14 protein-coding genes are annotated in these 14,690 nt (G+C 71.2%); 10 read left to right on the plus strand and 4 right to left on the minus strand.

Features of this window, described 5'->3' with window-relative positions; genetic code table 11:
- Positions 1 to 4: 4 nt before the first annotated feature.
- Positions 5 to 295 carry a putative quinol monooxygenase gene (locus tag ACFY36_RS19045; RefSeq protein ID WP_499747287.1) on the minus strand — a complete coding sequence of 97 codons (291 nt, stop codon included), beginning with the start codon at positions 293 to 295 and terminating at the stop codon, positions 5 to 7.
- Between the two features lie 187 nt (positions 296 to 482).
- Here ACFY36_RS19045 and ACFY36_RS19050 point away from each other — a divergent pair, with 187 nt between their 5' ends.
- The 5 genes from ACFY36_RS19050 to ACFY36_RS19070 are packed head-to-tail and all read left to right on the plus strand — an operon-like array spanning position 483 to position 5,747.
- Positions 483 to 1,451 carry a sugar ABC transporter substrate-binding protein gene (locus tag ACFY36_RS19050; RefSeq protein WP_499747288.1) on the plus strand — a complete coding sequence of 323 codons (969 nt, stop codon included), beginning with the start codon at positions 483 to 485 and terminating at the stop codon, positions 1,449 to 1,451.
- A gap of 1 nt (position 1,452) precedes the next feature.
- The gene (locus ACFY36_RS19055; RefSeq protein WP_499747289.1) at positions 1,453 to 2,505 is read left to right on the plus strand and encodes an ABC transporter permease; all 1,053 of its coding nucleotides are present in this window, start codon (positions 1,453 to 1,455) and stop codon (positions 2,503 to 2,505) included.
- A 1-nt stretch (position 2,506) separates the two neighbouring features.
- Entirely contained in the window at positions 2,507 to 3,292 is a 786-nt protein-coding gene (locus ACFY36_RS19060; protein WP_499747290.1) for an ATP-binding cassette domain-containing protein, read from the plus strand.
- Positions 3,289 to 4,410 carry an FAD-dependent monooxygenase gene (locus ACFY36_RS19065; protein ID WP_499747291.1) on the plus strand — a complete coding sequence of 374 codons (1,122 nt, stop codon included), beginning with the start codon at positions 3,289 to 3,291 and terminating at the stop codon, positions 4,408 to 4,410. The genes ACFY36_RS19060 and ACFY36_RS19065 overlap by 4 nt, the downstream gene beginning before the upstream one ends.
- Positions 4,407 to 5,747 (plus strand): FAD-binding oxidoreductase, encoded by a 1,341-nt coding sequence (locus ACFY36_RS19070; protein WP_499747292.1) that lies wholly within the window; start codon positions 4,407 to 4,409, stop codon positions 5,745 to 5,747. Before ACFY36_RS19065 ends, ACFY36_RS19070 begins: the two co-directional genes overlap by 4 nt.
- Here the strand turns inward: ACFY36_RS19070 and ACFY36_RS19075 are convergent.
- Complete coding sequence (locus ACFY36_RS19075) at positions 5,687 to 6,607, minus strand: LysR family transcriptional regulator (RefSeq protein WP_499747293.1); 921 nt, start codon at positions 6,605 to 6,607, stop codon at positions 5,687 to 5,689. The genes ACFY36_RS19070 and ACFY36_RS19075 overlap by 61 nt on opposite strands.
- Before the next feature lie 39 nt (positions 6,608 to 6,646).
- Between ACFY36_RS19075 and ACFY36_RS19080 the strand changes: the two genes are divergently transcribed.
- Positions 6,647 to 7,570 carry a LysR family transcriptional regulator gene (locus ACFY36_RS19080; RefSeq protein WP_499747294.1) on the plus strand — a complete coding sequence of 308 codons (924 nt, stop codon included), beginning with the start codon at positions 6,647 to 6,649 and terminating at the stop codon, positions 7,568 to 7,570.
- Here the strand turns inward: ACFY36_RS19080 and ACFY36_RS19085 are convergent.
- A complete protein-coding gene (locus ACFY36_RS19085) occupies positions 7,473 to 8,675 on the minus strand; it encodes a multidrug effflux MFS transporter (protein WP_499747295.1) in 1,203 nt (400 codons plus the stop codon). The two genes, ACFY36_RS19080 and ACFY36_RS19085, sit on opposite strands and share 98 nt — an antisense overlap.
- 134 nt (positions 8,676 to 8,809) lie before the next feature.
- On the opposite strand from ACFY36_RS19085, the gene ACFY36_RS19090 reads away from it, so the two are divergent.
- From ACFY36_RS19090 to ACFY36_RS19105, 4 genes are all read left to right on the plus strand, one after another.
- On the plus strand, positions 8,810 to 9,739 hold the full coding sequence (locus tag ACFY36_RS19090; RefSeq protein ID WP_499747296.1) for an MBL fold metallo-hydrolase: 930 nt from the start codon (positions 8,810 to 8,812) through the stop codon (positions 9,737 to 9,739).
- Entirely contained in the window at positions 9,736 to 10,272 is a 537-nt protein-coding gene (locus tag ACFY36_RS19095) for a cupin domain-containing protein (protein ID WP_499747297.1), read from the plus strand. Before ACFY36_RS19090 ends, ACFY36_RS19095 begins: the two co-directional genes overlap by 4 nt.
- 9 nt (positions 10,273 to 10,281) lie before the next feature.
- Positions 10,282 to 10,719: a hypothetical protein gene (locus ACFY36_RS19100; RefSeq protein ID WP_499747298.1), complete on the plus strand. Its 438-nt coding sequence runs from the start codon at positions 10,282 to 10,284 to the stop codon at positions 10,717 to 10,719.
- A gap of 63 nt (positions 10,720 to 10,782) precedes the next feature.
- Entirely contained in the window at positions 10,783 to 13,404 is a 2,622-nt protein-coding gene (locus tag ACFY36_RS19105; protein WP_499747299.1) for a family 78 glycoside hydrolase catalytic domain, read from the plus strand.
- A 273-nt stretch (positions 13,405 to 13,677) separates the two neighbouring features.
- On the opposite strand, the gene ACFY36_RS19110 is transcribed toward ACFY36_RS19105, so the two are convergent.
- On the minus strand, positions 13,678 to 14,439 hold the full coding sequence (locus tag ACFY36_RS19110) for a TetR/AcrR family transcriptional regulator (RefSeq protein WP_499747300.1): 762 nt from the start codon (positions 14,437 to 14,439) through the stop codon (positions 13,678 to 13,680).
- Between the last annotated feature and the right edge of the window lie 251 nt (positions 14,440 to 14,690).

Consider the following 14,690-nt stretch of genomic DNA (forward strand, 5'->3'; position numbering starts at 1 on the left):
GCGGTCAGCCGATCGTGGTGTAGAAGGCGCGCTCACGCTGGGCGAGCACCGGGATCGCCTGGCCGTGGCCGTATTCGGCGAAGTGCTCGGAGGCGCCGTGTGCCGCGTAGGCGTCCTCGTCGGTGTAGACCTCGAAGAGCCGGAACACCGTGGGCTCGGCCGGGTCCTGGTAGGCCTGGTAGTAGAGGTTGCCGGGCTCCTGGCGCGACGGCGGGGTCAGCTTCTCGATCGCGTCGAGGACGACGCCCTCCTTGCCGGGCTGGGCGGTCCAGGTGGCGCTGACGACGTAGGCCATGGCGAGGCTCCTCGTGGTTCGGGTGGTTTCCTCACGCTAGGTGCGGACCCCGGTCACCGAGAAAGCGCGCACGGCAATGCCAGGCATGTTTCGGGCTGATGGCAGCCATGTGTATCGCGAGGTTCCAGTGGCCCTCGCGGCCGTGCTCTTCTGTGGCGAACGACACACGCCCTCCCGAGGAGATGCCGTGACACCAGCTCAGAGATCGGCCGTTGCCCTCGTCGCGGCCGGGTGCCTCACCTTCGCCGCCGCCGCTTGCTCGGGCGACACCCAGCCCGCCACCGGAGCTTCCGCCGAAGCGAACAAGACCGTCGTCTTCTCCCCCTTGGCCCTCAAGATCCCGGCGATGAAGGGGCTCTCCGAGGGCGTCACCGGATACGGCAGGAGCAAGGGGTACGAGGTCATCGTCCAGGACCCGAACCAGGACCCGCAGAAGCAGCTCCAGCAGCTGCAGAGCGTGATCGAGACCGGCCGCGCCGGCGGCGCCTGGGTGATCGCGAACCAGCCCGCCTCGCTGTCCGCACTGGTCAAGACCGCGCAGAGCAAGAAGGTCCCGATGATCCTCAACGGGGTGCCGTCCGACTACGGGCTCGCCGCCCCGGAGGCCGGCCTCTCGTTCTCCTCGATCGACTACAAGGCGCAGGGCCAGGCGATCGGCCAGGAGCTCGGCAACTGCATCAACGAGAAGCTCGGCGGCAAGGCCGAGGTCTTCGACGTCAACAACGCGGCCGGCGTCGCCGGCAAGGAGGAGCTGGAGAGCGCGGCGAAGGAGGCGCTGAAGGCGACCGCGCCCGGCGCCACCATCGTGCAGACCGTGACCACCACCGACCGGGCCGCCACGCAGACCGGCGTGAGCGGCGCGTTGCAGGGCCACCCGAACGTCAAGGCGGTGCTCGGCGCGAACGACGAGTCGGCGCTGGGCTCGCTCGGCGCGTTCGACGCGGCCGGCAAACAACTGTCCTGCCTCACCGAGGCCGGCGGCAACGACGAGGTGCTCGGGCTGGTCAAGGACGGCAAGATCTACGCCTCGGTCGTGCTCCAGTTCGACGCGGACATGGCGCAGTCGTTCGACACCCTGACGAAGATGATGGGCGACCCGTCGGCGGCCGGCGTGCAGCTCACCGTGCCGCAAAAGGTCGAGAAGGCCGGGAGCTGACGTGGCCGTGTCCGCACAGCCGTTACCCGTCACCGAGACCGCGGTGCCCGCCGGCCGTGACATGCCCCGGGCCGTGTCCGTGCTGGTCTTCGCCCGCGACCGCGGCATCTTCGTCCTCTGGGCCGTGATCATTCTGGTCTTCTCGTTCTGGTGCGCGCCGTACTTCGCCACCCTCGACAACGCCATGCTGGTCGCGAACGCGGCCGCCCTGACGGCGATCTTCGCGGCGGGCGTCGGCTTCGGCGTGATGACCGGGGTGCTCGACCTGTCGCTGCCCGGCACGGCCGCGTTCGCCGCCTGCGTCACCGGCTGGCTGATGACGCACGGGCAGCCGGTGTGGCTCTCGCTCGCCGCCGGTCTGGCCGGCGGTGTGCTGGTCGGCCTGGTCAACGGGCTGATCGCGCTGCGCGGCTTCAACCCGATCATCGTCACCATCGGCAGCCTGTCCGCGCTGTCCGGCCTGGCCGCGGTGATCGCCGGCGGCTACACCTTCCCCGGCCTGCGCGAGCTGCAGTTCATGGGCACCGCGCGCTACTTCGGGGTCCCGGCCCCGGTCTACATCGTGGCGGCGCTCTTCCTCGTCGGCACGCTCTTCCTGACCCGGACGCGGGACGGCATCCGCCTGATGGCGGTCGGCGGCAACAGCGAGGCGGTCCGCCGCTCCGGCATCCACGCGAACCGTTACCGGGTGCTCGGCTTCGTCCTGTCCGGACTGTGCGCCGCGCTCGGCGGCCTGGTCACCACGGCCGTGACCACCGAGGCCACCCCGGAGGCCAGCCCCGGCATCATCTTCAGCGCGCTGACCGCGGTCGCCCTGGCCGGGGTCGCGCTCACCGGCGGCCGCGGCTCGCTGCCGCGGGTGCTGGTCGGCGCCCTGATCCTGGCCACCATCGCCAACGGCCTGACCATCCGCGGCATCCAGCCCTACTGGGCCACCGTCGTGACCGGTCTGCTGCTGCTCGCCTCGCTCGGCCTCGAACGGGTGATCCAGCGCGGGGTCTCCAACAGACTGATGTCGGTCGCCAACCTGTCCGTGCACAACCGGAGCGTGTGACATGCCTTCCGCCTTGAGGCTCAGCGGCATCGAGATGCACTACGGCTACGTGCGCGCGCTGGCCGGCATCGACTTCCACGTGGAACCGGGCGAGGTGGTCGGGCTGCTCGGCGACAACGGCGCCGGCAAGTCCACCCTCCTCAAAATCATGTCCGGCGCCCACCGGCCCACCGCGGGCACGATCGAGGTGCACGGCCGCCCGGTCGACTTCCACCAGCCCAGCGACGCCGCCGCGGCCGGCGTCCAGATGGTCTATCAGGACCTGGCCCTGGTCGACGCGCAGGACATCTCGACCAACCTCAACATCGGCCGGGAGATCCTGCGGCGCGGGCCGCTGGGCTGGCTCGGCTTCGTCGACCACAAGGCGATGCGCCGCCGCTCCGAGGCCGAACTCGACCGGCTCGGCGTCCGTACGGCCCCGATGACCCGGCCCGTCGAGATGCTCTCGGGCGGGCAGCGGCAGGTGGTGGCGCTGGCCCGCAGCGCGATCCGGGTCAGCGGCGACGGCAACGGCGTGCTGCTGCTCGACGAGCCGACCGCCGCCCTCGGCTACGAACAGACCAGGCAGGTCGAAGCCCTGATCCGGCGGATGGCCGGGCAGGGCGTGGCGGTCGTGCTGGTCACCCACAATCTCCCGCTCTGCCACGAGGTGGCCGACCGGGTGACGATCCTCAACCGCGGGGCGAAGGTCGCCGACGTCCGGCTCGACGAGACGGACAACGACCACATCGTCGGCTGGATCACCGGCGCCCGCGCACCGCAATCGCAGCTGAAGGAGACCTCATGACCAGTCGCGTCCTCGTCGTCGGCGGCGGCATCACCGGCAGCGTTCTCGCCCTCGCCCTGGCCCAGCGGGGCGTGTCCGTCGTCCTGGCCGAGCTGCGCGGGAAGTGGGGCGGCGCCGGGCACGGGATCACCCTGCAGGGCAACGCGCTCAAGGCGTTCGCCCAGGTGGGCGTCTTCGACGAGATCGCGGAGCGCGGGCACTGCTTCGGCAACCTGCGGATGCGTACGGCCGACGGGAATTTGATCATGGAGATCCCGACACCGCCGATGGGCGGGCCGGACGTGCCGCCGACCATGGGCGCGCTGCGGTCGGACGTCGCCGAGGTCCTGACGAACGCCGTCGTCAAGGCGGGCGTCGACGTGCGGCTGGGCACTACGGTCACCGGGATCGAGGACCACGGCGACGGGGTGACGGCGACGCTGTCGGACGGCTCGGCCGAACGCTTCGACCTGCTCGTCGGCGCGGACGGCATCCATTCGAAGGTGCGGTCGCTGATCGGCATCGACGCCCGGCCGCGGCGCACGGGCATGGGAATCTGGCGCGTGGTCGGGGCACGGCCGGCCGAGATGGAGTGCTCCGAGCTCTACTACGGCGGCCCGAAGTACAAGGCCGGATATACGCCGATCTCCAAGGACCTCTGCTACGCGTTCCTCCTCGAGGGCGAGCTGGATCAGTCCTATGTGGGCGAGAAGGTCAACGGCAGGACCTTCAAAGACCATGGCCGGGGGTACGGCGGAACGTGGGGCCAAGTGCGCGACGGGCTCCCGGACGACGCGCTGGTCAACTACCAGTACATCGAGTCGATCCTGGTCTCCGAGCCCTGGTACCGGGGTCGGAGCATCATCATCGGCGACGCCGCGCACGCCTGCCCGCCGCTGATCGCGCAGGGCGCGGCCATGTGCGCGGAGGACGCGGTGGTGCTGGCCGAGATGCTGACCAGCGGCGCCGACTTCGACGCGGCCCTGCGCGGGTTCTGGGAGCGGCGGTTCCCGCGCGTGAAGATGGTGCTGGACAACAGCCTGCAGCTGGCCGAGTGGGAGATGCACCCGGAGACGCCGGGAGCCGACCCCGGGCGGGTGATGGGGCAGACGCTGCACGCGCTCTGCGCTCCGGCATGACGGTTTTCGAGGGGGACCCGGGCTATGAACAGGCCCGGGTCGATCGGATCTTCAACCGACGGCTGCCCGCGCGGCGGCCGGCGGCCATCGTGCCAGCGTCGACCGAGCAGGACGTGATCGGGGCCGTACGGCTGGCACGGGAGCGCGGGTGGCAGGTGGTGGTCCGGTCGGGCGGGCACAGCTGGGCGCAGTGGTCCCTGCGCGACGAGGCGGTGGTGGTCGATCTCGGCGGGATGCGCGAGATGACGTACGGCGATGGGGTTGTGAAGGTCTCGCCCTCGATTCAGGGCGGCAGTGAGCTGGCGCCGTTCCTGGCCGCGCGCGGTCGGTTCTTCCCGGGCGGGCATTGCCCGACGGTGGGGCTGGGCGGCTTCCTGCTGCAGGGCGGTCAGGGGTGGAACGCGCGGGGCTGGGGATGGGCCGCCGAATACATCGAGGGCGTCGACGTGGTCACCGCGGACGGGTCGCTGGTCCACGCGTCGCCGTCCGTCAACGAGGATCTGTTCTGGGCGGCGCGAGGGGCCGGGCCGGGGTTCTTCGGGGTGGTGACGCGGTTCCACTTGAGGACCATTGCTGCTCCCGCGTACGTCGCTCACACCGTACAGGCGTACCGGCTCGAAGATTTTGACGAAGTGATGACCTGGTTGCAGGGCATGCACTCCTCGGTCGCGCCCTCGGTCGAGATCGTCGCGCTCACCAAGACGGTCGAGGGTGTGCCGGCCCTTCTCGTGACGGCGGTAGCCCTGGTCTCGACGGCGACGGAGGCCGCCGTTGCCCTGGCGCCGTTCCGGGGGAATCCCGCGTTGCCACGCGCGCTGATGGTGATCGACGCGCAGCCGACGACGCTCGAACACGAACGCGCCCGCCAGCTGGCCGACAACCCCCCGGGACATCGCTGGGCGGTCGACAACGCCTGGCTCTCGGGGCCACCTGACGAGGTCGTTCCGGCCATGCGACGCGTGTTCACCACGCTGCCGAACGAGAAGTCGTTCACCATCTGGTTCAGCATGGCGCCGCTGCGCACCCTGCCGGACATGGCGTTCTCGTTGCAGTCGGAGATCTACCTGGCCAGCTATGTGCTGTGGGAATCCCCGGCCGACGACGCCCTCTTCAGCGGCTGGCAGCGCGACGCCATGGCCGGCCTCGACCCGGTCAGCGCCGGGCAGTATCTGGGCGACAGCGACCTGAGCCGGCCGATCCCGTTCCTCGCCGGCGAGAACGCCCGGCGGCTGGCCCTCCTGCGGGACAAGTGGGACCCCGGCCGGATCTTCCCCGGCTACGGGTTGTCGGGCGCGAGCACCTCGCCCACCTCGTCGAGCCGGGCGAACAGCCACTGATGGGCCGGGTCGCCCAGCCGGTCACGGGCGAACCAGTAGCCCTCGGCCAGCGGCACATGCCCGAACGGCGGCTCCACCACCACCAGCTTGCCGGTGGCCGTGTGCAGCCGGGCCTGGCGCTCGGGAACCACGGCCACCAGGTCGGTGCCCTCGATGACGAACGGGAGCGGAAGCCAGCCCCGTACGGTCGCCTCGATCCTTCTCTCCATGCCCAGCTCGCCGAAGATCCGGTCGACCGGGGTGAGCACGGCCGGCCCGAAGCCGGCCACCGCGTGCGGCAGATCGGCCAGATCCTCCAGCGTCAGCCCCGTGCCGGTCAGCCGCGGATGCCGGGCGTCGACCAGGCAGACGAAGCGGTCGCGCCACAACGGCCGTGACTCGCCGGGAAAGCCGAGGCCCAGCGGCGCGATCACCGCGTCGTACTTGAGCATCGTGCGCTCGGAGGTGCGCGCGTCCGGCCGCATGTGGTCGATGCTCAGGCTCACCCCGGGCGCCAGCTCGGTCACCCGGGCCAGCAGCGTCTCGTGCACCACGGCGATCGCGTAGTCGCTCATCGCCAGCCGGAACGTGCGCCCGCTGGACGCCGGGTCGAACTCGTCCTCGACGCGCAGCGCCGTGCCGATCAGCCGCAGCGCGTGCTGCACCTCGGGCAGCAGCTCGACCGCGAACGGGGTCAGCTCGTAGTCGCGGCCGCTGCGGGTCAGCAGCTCGTCGTTGAACTTGCGCCGCAGCCGGGCCAGGGCGGTGCTCATCGCCGGCTGGCCGAGCGCCAGCCGCTGCCCGGCCCGGGTCACGTTGCCCTCCTCGAGCAGGACCTTCAGCGACAGCAGCAGGTTCAGATCGGTGCCACCCAGGGTCACGGGCTTACTTTCGCAGGCCAGCGGCCTAACATCAACGACGTGCCCGAGGGACTGCGTGACGTCGACGCCAATCTTCTGCTCTCGCTGCACGCGCTGCTGGAGGAGCGGAACCTCACCCACGCCGGCGCCCGCATGACGATGAGCCAGTCCGCGATGAGCGGCGCGCTGGCCCGGCTGCGCAAGCATTTCGACGACGAGTTGCTGACCCGGACGGGCCGGGAGTACGAGCTGACCCCGTTCGCCGTACGACTGCGGCCGGCCGTGGCCGCGGCCGTCGAGGCGGCCGAGAGCCTGCTCGGCAACCACCGCGAGTTCGACCCGGCCACCAGCGGCAAACGCTTCGACGTGAGCATGAGCGAATACGCGATGACCGTGCTCGCCGAGCCGCTCATGCGCCTGCTGCGCGAGCAGGCGCCGGGCTGCTCGATGAACTTCGACAGCGTGCCGGAATCACGCGAGCAGTTCGAGGTGCAGCTGCTGCGCCGCGACCTGGTGGTGGTGCCGCTCGGCTTCGACCTGCCGGGGCGTACCCAGGCGGTCTTCACCGACGAGCTGGCGTGCGTGGTCGCCCGCACCAACCCTTTCCTGAAGGACGGCGCGCTCACCCTGGACGACCTCCGCTCGATGCCGCACGCGGTGGCCGAGTTCCTCTCGGCCGGCGAGCACCGCCGCCCGCTCGAGGTCGAGCTCGAGGCCAAGGGCCTGGCCGACCGCACCGTGCTGGTGCAGGTGACCAGCCTGCTCACGCTGCCGTTCGCGGTGGCCGGCACGGGCATGTGCGCCTTCGTGCCGGCCCGCATGGCCCACCGCTGCCTCGACATGCTCGACCTGGTCATCGCCTCGACCCCGCTCGGCACCGTGAGCATCACGGAGGCGGCGCACTGGCATCCGCGGCACGCGGCCGACCCGGCCGGGGTCTGGCTGCGCCACCTGCTGCACGACGTAGCCGTCGATATCCTGTGAACGCGGCCGCGCTCGCCACGAGCGCGGCCGAGGCCATCACCACGGCCGGGGCGATCCCGCTGTCCTCCCCGCCGAGTCCGACGAGCGGGGCGACCAGCGCGCCCAGGCCGAACTGGCTGAAACCGAGAACAGCGCTCGCCCGCCCGGCCACCGACCGCACGTGACCCATGGCCAGCGCGGCCGACGGGCCCATCACGCCGCCGTGCGCCGAGACCGCGAAGAAGATCGGGATGGGGTACGCCCACGTGGGGCTGTCGGCGATCACCAGGATCAGGAAGGTCAGCGTCGCCGTCACTTCCAGGGTCAGCGCCCCCGCGACGACCCGCCGCGGGTCGAGGCGGCTCGCGATCAGGCCGGCGCTGATCAAGCCGACGGCGTTGACGCCGAACGCGACGCCGTACGCCACCTCGGAGAGACCCACCACCCGCTGATAGAGAAAAGGCGAGGCCGAGATGTACGCCATCATGCTCGCGAAGGAGAACGCGAAGACCGCGGTGTCGGCCCAGTAGCCGGCGTTCCTGAGCGATCCCTGCTGCCCGCGCGCCGACGCCGAACGCGTCTCGGGCACGTTGACCGCCACCGCGATCAGCATCAACGCGCACAGCCCGGCCACCGTCCAGAGCATGCCGCGCCAGCCGACCGGATCGGCCAGCAGGCCACCGATCAGCGGCGCCAGCACCGGGGCGACCCCGCCGACGGTCATCATCAGGGTCGTGGCCCGCGCGGCGGCCCGGCCGGTGGTCAGATCGGCGATGATCGCCCGGCCGATGACCAGGCCGCCGGCGCCGGTGAAGCCCTGCACGAGCCGGGCCACGACCAGAACGGCCAGGCTGGGGGCGGTGGCGGCGACGACACCGGCCAGCACGCAGACGGCGGCGCTGACCAGCAGCGGCCGGCGGCGGCCGTAGCGGTCGGAGACCGGGCCGGTGACCAGCTGCCCGACGGCCAGGCCGGCCAGGAACGCGGTCAGGGTCAGCTGGATGCCGCTGGCGTCGGCGCCGAGATCCTGGGCCATGGCCGGGAAGCCGGGCAGGTAGAGGTCGGTAGCGATCGGCCCGAACGCGGCGAGCAGGGCCAGGGTGAGCAACAGGGGTGGCCCTAACACGTTCGAAGTCAAACATCCCTCGCGGGTATGGGGAACATGCCGAACCGAGATGCCTCGGATGTGCAACGCCGATGCCCCGCCGATTGTCTTCAAAGGCATAGTCGGTGGAAACCTGCTCGACACCTGGAGGACCGGTGACCTGGAGCGAAGGCAAGCCGTACGTCGACGAGCTCGGCGCGGGCCTCTACGCCTACGTCCAGCCCGACGGCGGCTGGATGGTCAACAACACCGGCGTGGTGGTCGACGGCGCCGGCGCGGCGGTGCTGGTCGACACCACCTCGACCGAGCGCCGCAACCGGGCCGTCCTGGCCGAGGTGGCCCGGGTGTCCCGGGGCGCGCCCAAGGCGCTGGTCAACACCCACCACCATCCCGACCACACGTACGGCAACGGCTTCCTGCCGGCCGAGACGACGGTGATCGGCCACGACAAGTGCCGCGAGGAGGTGCTGGCAGCCGGCCTGGAAGCGACGAAGGTGATCAGCGAGCCCGACTACGGCCACCTGACGCTGCGCCCGCCGGAGCTGACCTTCGCCGACCGCCTCACCCTGCACCTGAGCGACTTCCCGGTCGAGCTGGTCCACGCGGGCCGCGCCCACACCAGCAACGACGTGCTGGTCTGGCTGCCCACCCAGCGCGTCCTGTTCTCGGGCGACCTGGCCTTCGCCGGCGGCCAGCCGTTCCTGCTGGAGGGCTCGGTGTCCGGCTTCCGCCGGGCGATCGCCCAGATGCGCGCCTTCGCCCCGGAGATCCTGGTGCCCGGCCACGGTCCCGTTCGCCGGGGTGACGAGGTGCCCGACCTGCTCGACAAGATGGACGCGTACGTGGCTTACGTGGCGGAGGTGGCCGCCGACTCGTACAAGGAAGGCCTGTCCCCCTTGGCGGCCGCCCGTAAGCACCGCGACAACCCGTACCAGACCTGGGCCGAGACCGAACGTTTCGTGGGCAACCTGCACCGCGCGTACTCGGAGCTGGCCGGCAACCCCATCGACACCCGGCTGACCGTCCCGTCGGTCTGGCCCGACATGGTGGCCTTCCACGGCGGCCCGATCGCGTGCCACGCATGACGGCCCCCGCCCCGCGCCGCGTCGTCACCGGCCACACTCCGGACGGCGTCTCCGTCGTGCTGTCCGACGGCCCCGTTCCGGTCAGCCGCGATCTCCCCGCCGACGGCGTCAGTTTCCACGAGATCTGGAGTACGGCAGGCGCCCCGGCCCCGCTGACCGCGACGGAGGACGAGCCCACCACCGGCCCACTGGCCGTACCGCCCCCGCCGCTGGGCACCCGCCTCCGCGTCAACGAGTTCCGCCCCGGCCACCTGGACGAGCGCGGCCTCCAGTCCCCCGTCCACCGCACGGCGTCGGTCGACTACGGCATAGTCCTCGAGGGCGAGATCACCCTGATCCTCGACGACTCGGAGGTGACCCTCCACCCGGGCGACGTGGTCGTCCAGCGCGGTACCGACCACGCCTGGGCCAACCGGGGCTCCACAGTGGCCCGCGTGGCCTTCGTCCTGATCGACGCCGCCTTCACCCCCGACCTGGCCGCGACCCTGCCCGGTGGTCTGGACGGCCTCATGCGGGCCGGCCCGCGGGGTTAACGTCTCCCCATGGCCTTCCGTGCCGCTGGTCTCGCCGGGTTCGCCGCCGCGCTGTGGACGGCGCTCGTGCCGGCCGCCCCCGCCCTCGCGACCAACGTCCTCGCCGGCTTGATCAGCAGCGTCGCGGCCGGCGTCGTCACGGCCGTGCTGTACCGCCGTGTCCGCCCGGCGCTGCTCGCCTCGGCAGTCAGCGCCCTGCTGACCGCCGCGGTGATCTTCTCTGTGCTGCCCTCGATCCCGGGCTTCGTGAGCCACGACCACCCGCCGGTCCACACGTCCGTCACCCGCATGGCCGACCCGGTCGGCCTGGTGGCGTTCGCGGTCCTGCTCGCCGTGATCTTCGGCGCCGACATGCTCCGAACCCGGGCGCGGGCCCGCCGGGCCGTCAGGCGTTCCCCGCGCGAGCCCGGCCCGAACGAGATGGTCGTCGAACGCCCCACCCCGTGACAGCGATCGCTGGTATTCCGCACCGCGGGTTCCGCTCGGGCCGCGCCGGTGGTCGGATGGGCCATGCGCGTCCGTGTGGAGCATCTGGACCAGCCTTTCGGCCTCGGCGAGCGCCGCCCCCGGCTGTCGTGGCAGCCCCCGGCCGACCAGATCGCCTACGAGCTGCGCCTGGACGACGGAACCACCACCGGCCGCGTCGAATCCCACGACAACGTCCTCGTCCCGTGGCCCGGCCGCGACCTGGCTTCCCGCGAACGCCGCCAGGTGCAGGTGCGGGTCTGGACCGAACACGGCGTGACCCCATGGTCCACCCCGACCGAACTTGAGGCCGGCCTACTCGACCCCACCGATTGGCACGCGAAGTGGATAGGCCCGGACGAGACCCACCTCGCACCGCCCGCGCCGTCGCCCGCACCGCCCGCACCGTCGCCCGCACCACCCGCGCCGTCGCCCGCACCGCCCGCACCGCCCGCGCCGTCGCCCGCACCGCCCGCGCCATCGCCTGCACCGCCCGCATCGCGACCCGCGCCGCCCGCATCGCCCGCACCGCAGAGCGAGACCCAACCCGGGCCACCCCCTGCGACGGGCGACGATTGGCGGCCCGCCTATCTTCTGCGCGGCCATTGGGATGTGGAAGGGGCGGTTGTCGCCGCGCGGCTCTACGCGACAGCGTACGGGATCTATGAGTTGACTTTGAATGGTCTTCGGGTCGGGGATCTGGAGCTGACGCCGGGCTTCACCGAGTACGGGCGGCGCACGCAGGTGCAGGCCTACGACGTCACGGGGCTGGTGCGGACCGGCCGCAACGATGCCGGGGCGCTGCTGGCCGACGGCTGGTATCGCGGGCAGGTCGGCATGCCGCGCTCGCGTGACCAGTTCGGCGACCGGACGGCGCTGCTCGCCCAGCTGCACGTCGATCATCCGGACGGCCGCACCACGATCCTCGGCACCGGGCCGGGGTGGCTGAGCGCCCGCTCGCCGATCCTCATGGCCGACCTCATCGAGGGCCAGACCGAGGACCGGCGGGCCTTCTCACCACAGTGGACGCCGGTCGTGCCGTACGACCACGGCTTCGGCCACCTCGTCGCCTCGCCTTCCCCGCCCGTGCGCGCCATCCGCGAGATCCGCCCGTCCCGCCTCCCGAACGGCGTTTTCGACCTCGGCGAGAACATCAACGGCCGGGTACGTCTCACCGTCCCACCCGGCGCCGACGTGACCCTGACCCACGCCGAGGCGCTCGGCCCCGACGGCAATGTCACCACCGATCACCTTCGCCCGCCCGACGTGCCGTTCATCGACCGGGAGCTGACCGCAGGCCAGGTCGACACCATCAGGACCGGCGACGCGGGCGTCTTCGAGCCCCGCTTCACCACCCACGGTTTCCGCTACGTCCAGGTCACCGGCGACGTCGGCGAGGTGACCGGTGTGGTCGTACACACCGCTCTGCGCCGGACCGGCACCTTCCACTGCGACGACGAGCGCCTCAACCTGCTGCACGCCGCCGCCGAGCGCGGTTTCCTCGGCAACGCCTGCGACATCCCCACCGACTGCCCGACCCGCGAACGCGCCGGCTGGACCGGCGACTGGCAGATCTTCAGCCCGACCGCGACCTTCCTGTACGACGTGGCCGGCTTCACCACGAAGTGGCTGCGCGACCTGGCGGCCGGCCAGTGGGACAACGGCGTGATCGGCAACATGGCCCCCATGCCACCCGCCGAGAAGTCCGGCTTCCTGGCCGACCTCAACGGCTCGGCCGGCTGGGGCGACGCGATCGTGCTGGTCCCGTGGGAGATCTACCAGGAGTACGGCGACCTCCGCCTGCTGGCCGAGATGTGGCCGGCGATGACCCGCTGGCTGACCTTCGTCGAAAACACGAACCCGGCCACCCGTTTCCACTGGGGCGAGTGGCTGGTCCCCGGCGAGGACATCACCGACTTCGCGGCCTTCGCCACCACCGACAAGTCGGACGTGGCGATCGCCTACCAGGCGCACACCTACGGGATCGCCGCCCGGACAGCCGCCCTGCTCGGCCACGACGAAGAACGGACCCGCTACCAAGAGCTGAGCCACGCGGCCCGCCACGCTTGGCGCACCGCTGTCATTCCGGAGACCCAGGCCAATTTGGTACGCGCATTGACGTTCGACCTGATTCCCGAGCCCCGACGACAGTCCACGGCCGACCGTCTGGCCACCCTGATCCGCGAGAACGGCACCCACTTGGCCACCGGCTTCCTGGCCACCCCGAACCTCTTGCCGGCCCTGGCCACACACGGCCACGCCGACCTCGCGTACGACCTGCTCTTCCAGAACACCGAACCATCCTGGCTAACCATGATCGACAGAGGCGCCACAACCATGTGGGAACGCTGGGACGGCATAGACGCCGACGGCACCCCGCACGACTCCTTGAACCACTACTCGAAGGGCGCCGTGATCAGCTTCCTGCACCGATACACGGCCGGCCTACAGCGTTTGACCCCGACGTGGCGCCGCTTCCGGGTACAGCCTCATCCCACACCCACCGTCACCCGGGTTTCGGCAACCCACGACTCCCCGCACGGCCAGATAGCCGTCGAGTGGAACAAGGAGGCATTGGAGGTGACGGTCCCGCCCGGTTGCGAGGCCGAGGTGGTCCTACCGAACGGCAAGACCCAGAATGCGGGCCCCGGCAAACACACTTTCTGACGCAGCCACCCACCACACACTGCCCCCTCACCGAGCGCCCATCACGCGGCCCGCCCATCACGCGACCCGCCCATCACGCGACCCGCCCATCACGCGACCCGCCCATCACGCGACCCGCCCATCACGCGACCCGCCCATCACGCGACCCGGCCCCGTGAAGCCCGCCACCGCGCCCTCGCCACCGCGCGACCCGGCATCGTGCGGCCCGGCCACCGCCATAAGGCCGCCGATTCCGCAGCTCACGGCAAGGCCCGTTTGCCGGGCGGCTTTGCCCTAATGGCGCCAGCGCCAGCCGAGTTCCTCGTCGGTCGGCTCGGGGCCCGGCAGGTCGTCGCCGGCGCGGATGCCGTCGAGGAGCACGGTCAGGTAGCGCTCGCGCAGTTCTTTGGTTCGTTCGGCATCGGGGACGCGGACGGCCGCGCACATCTCCAGCAGCATCGTCACGTCAGCCATGGCGAAGCCGGAGCGCAGCGAAGCTCGCGCCCGGTCGAACAGCACGGCGGCCAGGTCGTTGGCACGGGCGGCGTCGTCGTCCATCTCCTCGGTCGGCGTGAAGGTGCCGGCCAGGTGCACGGTCAGCGAGTGGACATCCGCGTCGACGACCGTACGCAGAAAGCCCTCGAAGGCAGCCCAGCCGTCCGCCTCAGCCGCGGCTTCCTCGGCCGCCGCGATGAAGGTCTTGAGCCCCGTGTGGCAGAGAACGCGCAGCAGTTCCTCTTTGCTCGGATACCGCCGGTACAGCGCGCTGATCCCCACCCCGGCCCGCTCGGCAACGTCAGAGATCGGCGCCCGCTTGTCCGCAATGAAGACGTCCCGGGCCGCAGCCAGAATCGCAGTGTCGTTCAGCGCAGCCTTGCGGGCCCGCTCAGAGATCGCCATACCCGCAGCATACCGGAACGGAACGTTCCGCTCCGCAACCCTCCACCAGCCCGCCGGCCCAGGAGTGACCCAGGCGACCACCCACGTCATCGCCACATCGACCGCGACGACGCGCGACGACCGCGACGACCCGCGACGACCCGCGACGACCGACACTCCGCCACCGCACAACCCGCATCACACAGACCGCCACCGCACAACCCGCCACCGCACAACCCGCCACCGCACAACCCGCCACCAAACAGACCGCCGCCGCACAACCCGCATCACAAGACCGGCACCGCACAACCCGCCACCACACAGACCGGCACCGCACAACCCGCATCACAAGACCGGCACCGCACAACCCGCCACCACACAGACCGGCACCGCACAACCCGCATCACAAGACCGGCACCGCACAACCC

This window comes from Actinoplanes sp. NPDC000266 (assembly GCF_042899005.1).
Taxonomy (GTDB): Bacteria; Actinomycetota; Actinomycetes; order Mycobacteriales; family Micromonosporaceae; genus Actinoplanes.

Excerpts from the sequence above, each read along its gene's own strand:
- ACFY36_RS19045 (WP_499747287.1), bottom strand. The coding sequence starts at position 295 with ATGGCCTACGTCGTCAGCGCCACCTGGACCGCCCAGCCCGGCAAGGAG.
- ACFY36_RS19060 (WP_499747290.1), top strand. The coding sequence starts at position 2,507 with ATGCCTTCCGCCTTGAGGCTCAGCGGCATCGAGATGCACTACGGCTAC.
- ACFY36_RS19065 (WP_499747291.1), top strand. The coding sequence starts at position 3,289 with ATGACCAGTCGCGTCCTCGTCGTCGGCGGCGGCATCACCGGCAGCGTT.
- ACFY36_RS19070 (WP_499747292.1), top strand. The coding sequence starts at position 4,407 with ATGACGGTTTTCGAGGGGGACCCGGGCTATGAACAGGCCCGGGTCGAT.
- ACFY36_RS19095 (WP_499747297.1), top strand. The coding sequence starts at position 9,736 with ATGACGGCCCCCGCCCCGCGCCGCGTCGTCACCGGCCACACTCCGGAC.
- ACFY36_RS19100 (WP_499747298.1), top strand. The coding sequence starts at position 10,282 with ATGGCCTTCCGTGCCGCTGGTCTCGCCGGGTTCGCCGCCGCGCTGTGG.
- ACFY36_RS19105 (WP_499747299.1), top strand. The coding sequence starts at position 10,783 with ATGCGCGTCCGTGTGGAGCATCTGGACCAGCCTTTCGGCCTCGGCGAG.